The sequence below is a fragment of the Jannaschia pohangensis genome (assembly GCF_900113875.1).
Classification (GTDB): domain Bacteria; phylum Pseudomonadota; class Alphaproteobacteria; order Rhodobacterales; family Rhodobacteraceae; genus Jannaschia; species Jannaschia pohangensis.
The window spans coordinates 1-3,604 of sequence record NZ_FORA01000016.1; the positions used below are offsets into that span (position 1 = coordinate 1).

The 3,604-nt window shown below is 63.0% G+C and carries 5 protein-coding genes; 2 read left to right on the forward strand and 3 right to left on the reverse strand.

Annotated elements, in window-relative coordinates; translation table 11 throughout:
• Positions 1-104 precede the first annotated feature (104 nt).
• Together BM002_RS18900 and BM002_RS18905 are read right to left on the reverse strand one after the other, a co-directional pair.
• Positions 105-1,136: a replication initiator protein A gene (locus BM002_RS18900; RefSeq protein WP_092785246.1), complete on the reverse strand. Its 1,032-nt coding sequence runs from the start codon at positions 1,134-1,136 to the stop codon at positions 105-107.
• 320 nt (positions 1,137-1,456) lie between these two features.
• Entirely contained in the window at positions 1,457-2,026 is a 570-nt protein-coding gene (locus BM002_RS18905; protein WP_092785249.1) for a recombinase family protein, read from the reverse strand.
• A gap of 350 nt (positions 2,027-2,376) precedes the next feature.
• On the opposite strand from BM002_RS18905, the gene BM002_RS18910 reads away from it, so the two are divergent.
• Together BM002_RS18910 and BM002_RS18915 are read left to right on the forward strand one after the other, a co-directional pair.
• On the forward strand, positions 2,377-3,054 hold the full coding sequence (locus BM002_RS18910; protein ID WP_092785252.1) for a ParA family protein: 678 nt from the start codon (positions 2,377-2,379) through the stop codon (positions 3,052-3,054).
• The gene (locus BM002_RS18915) at positions 3,038-3,316 is read left to right on the forward strand and encodes a hypothetical protein (protein ID WP_092785255.1); all 279 of its coding nucleotides are present in this window, start codon (positions 3,038-3,040) and stop codon (positions 3,314-3,316) included. Before BM002_RS18910 ends, BM002_RS18915 begins: the two co-directional genes overlap by 17 nt.
• A gap of 81 nt (positions 3,317-3,397) precedes the next feature.
• On the opposite strand, the gene BM002_RS19405 is transcribed toward BM002_RS18915, so the two are convergent.
• The coding region (locus BM002_RS19405) for a hypothetical protein (protein WP_175484976.1) at positions 3,398-3,604 on the reverse strand (207 nt) is incomplete at its 5' end.

Below are 3,604 nucleotides of genomic sequence, written 5' to 3' on the forward strand. Positions count from 1 at the left end.
CATTTGTTGTAGAAAACATGCCTAAAATACGGCGGAGAATCGCAGATTCCGCGGTCTTTTGAAATTTCGCTTGAAATCAATGAAGTTGCCGCGACGTCAGGCCGTCAGGGACGGCCGCGCCGCTCGTACCACTTGCGGCAGAAGCCCACGAAAGCGCTGTCCGCGTCGCGCGGCGGCTCTACCATCCAGCTGCGCCACTCCTGCTCCAGATGATAGACGTCCCATCCCGGAGCCACCTGGCGGGCCCTGTCATAGGTGGCCGACTCCAGCGGCGCGACATGGCTTTCGGGCGCAGGCAAGGTGGCCATGGTCGCACGGTTGGTGAAGATCACCATGTCGCTCTGCTCATCGAAGGCCACGTGATAATCGGGCAGGTGGTCATGGACGGCCAGCTGCTTGATCATCTGGCGGAAGCGTTTCTGCGGGCTTTGGGATCCGGTCTTGAGCAGCAGCTTGGACAGGGTGATCTTCCAGGTCTTCTGCTGGCCGCAATGCTTGCGCGCCAATTCGTAGACGCGCCGCTCGATGGGCTTGCGCAGGCGGAAGTAGTCGCGGTGCAGCGTCAGCACCTCTTCGTTGCGAATGGCATTGAAGACCCAGTCCGACAACTTGACCTCGCACCACATCAGGCGGCCATCCAGACCCTGCTTGCGACGCACCGAAGAGGCATCGACCAGGCCGAAGCCGTCGATCTGCTCTTCGTCGCCGGTGACGATGTTGGTCCGGATACGGGTCCCTTCCAGCCGATCTAGCGCATCGAGCAGGGACTGGTATTCCCGCCCGCTGGTGCCACGGTTGGCAAAGATCAGCAGTTCGCGGGCATTGATGCGCACCCGGGGCGAGACCTGCACCCCCTCCTTCAGCTTGGCCATGATCTGGCTGATGCAGTAGATCAGGATGTCCTTGTCGTAGATCGTGGCGAGGCCCTTGACGCTCGGCGTCACCTCCAGCCAGTGATCTCCGTTGCGGTACCGTTTGACCGATGTCTCGGGCTTCTTGGACAGCGAATAGAACGGATGCTCCATGTGCTGCATCACGTCCTTGAGCACCGCATCGGCCACGTCACAGATGAACAGATCATGCTGCGGATGACGGTCAGGCAGAAGAGGCGCCAGATTCGTGTTTTCAGTTACCATGCCCGATCATTCGTGTTTTCAGTTACCTGAGTCAAGATTCGTGTTTTCAGTTACCAGGATTCGTGTTTTCAGTTACCGAGATTCGTGTTTTCAGTTACCGGGGGTCCCGACAAGACGCTGACTCCAAACAAGAAAAACGGCACTTTTCACAACGTAACACGACTCTAACACTATTTAACACAGGGCAGAGCGCCCGTTCAGACCCCCGAATCTGTGGATAAGTGATTCAAAAGAATCGAGAATCATTAGAATCACTTAGCGGAAAACGTTGTTCATCGGGGATCTGAGGGGGGCATAAAAACCGGATGCGGCTACCAAGCTCAGGTAACGGCGCTGCGACCCCCCGGCAGGGCTCGATAGAGCGTGGCCGGTGAGACGCCGAGTTTTCGGGCGATGGCGGTGACGGGAATGTCGGGATCGCGCAGAAGGACCCGCGCCATGTCCAGATCCTCGGGACCGAGCGCCCGGGGGCGGCCCCCGACCCGGCCCCGGACCCGCGCCGCGGCAAGGCCGGCACGCGTCCGCTCGCGGATGGTTTCCCGCTCGAATTCGGCGATGGCCGCGAAGACCTGAAATATGAGACGGCCGCCCGGCGTCGTCGTGTCGAGCCCGTCTTGGGTCAGGCATTGAAATCCGACCCCCCTGCCCTGCAGGTCTTCCACGGTTTCAATGAGTTGCCGTGTGCTGCGTGCCAGACGGTCCAGCTTCCAGACGACCAGTGTATCGCCCTCGCGGGCGTGGTCGAGCGCCGCCGCCAGCGCGGCCCGATCCCGTGCAGCACCCGAGGCCTGTTCCGTGAAGATCCGGGCGCAGCCGGCCGCACGAAGGGCGTCGATCTGCAGATCCGGCGACTGATCCCGGGCCGATACCCGGGCATATCCGATACGCATGGCAGAGGTCTTTCTTGTCTCTCGATACTCGGTATATCGCAGGTTTCGAGAACTATGGAAACGAGAGATAGTTTCGAGACGGGTTTCGCCCTTCTGAGACCCCCTGCCCCACCGTCGAAACCGACTTCCCGAAAACGGTGGTTTTCGAGAAACGCGACTCTGCCTGAAGGTATCCATGGACTGCCATGCCTACCGTCGGGTACTTTGGGGTACCCAAGACCAGGGTACCCATGGCAGGTCAGACACAGACAGGGGCCGCCATGGGTACCTTGTGCAGGCCGGGGGTAGCCAGATGGCGCCGGATGCCGCATCCTTCGCCCCACGAGCAGTCATAAACAAAAGGCAGAAACATGCCCGTCATCTCATTTGCATCCTCCAAGGGGGGCGCCGGAAAGACGACCTCCGCCATCGTGCTGGCCACCGAACTGGCCCAAGGCACCGATGTCATCCTCATCGACGCTGATCCCGCGGGCCGGCTGGCGCGCTGGTCGACGCTGTCGCCCTTGCCGCCGCGCATCCGCGTGATCCGCAGCGGCGGTGAGCGCAGCATCCAGGACGAAATCGCCGAGGCCCGTCGCGCCGCCACCTTCGTGATGATCGACCTCGAGGGTTCGGCGTCGCGGCTGACCTCCTTTGCGATCTCGGAATCCGATCTGGTCATCGTGCCCACGGGCGACGAACAGCAGGACGCCGACGAGGCGATCGAGACCCTGGCCCAGATCAACATGGAGGCGCGGGCCCGGCGCCGTGACATCGCCGCGGCGATCCTGTTCGCGCGCACCAATGCCGCCGTCAAAAGCAAGCTGGAGAAGCACATCAACGGGGAATTGCGCGCCGCGACCCGGGTCCTGACGACCGAGCTGAACCGCCGCACCGCCTTCTCGTCGCTGCACAATGCCGGCGGCGGGCTGCGCCAGCTGGATCCGGCGGACGTTAACGGCATCGACCGGGCCATCGCCAATGCCCAGGCCTTCGCCGCCGAAGTCGTCGACCTGCTCGAGGAGGTGCGCCATGCCGAGGTCGCTTGATCTGAACCGTCTCAAGCAGTTCGAGACCCAGGCCCCGGATCGCCCGGCGCCCGTGCCCGAGACCGCGCTGACGCCCCTGGTCGCCGACACCGCCCGCTGGCCCAGCCGGGAGCCGCAGCGCGACGGCCAGGTGAGCATCAAGGCCCCGCTGGAGGTGATCGACCGGTTTCGCAAGCTGTGCCGCGACGACCGTCGGACCTATGCGGACATGCTGTCGATCCTGATGGAAACCCATGCCCGGGCCGAGCCGGCCAAGACCTGAGCAAGGAAAAACCCCGCCCCCAGGAGATGCTTGGGGACGGGGTACCGGACCCAACGGGGTCCGGAGGGCAGGGGGGCTGGCTTACAGCCCCTGTTTGCTGGCGGCGTCGAAAAGGCCGACGACCGTGTTCATCTTGCCGGTCAGACCGTTCATCCCGGCGAAGATGTCGGCCCGGGTGGCATCGTCCACATCGGGGTTTTCGGCCAGTCCGGCCAGGATCGGCTTGAGACGGGCCCAGTCGGTGGCGATGTCCTCGAGGCCTGCGGAAATCTCTTCCGTGGGGGGGGG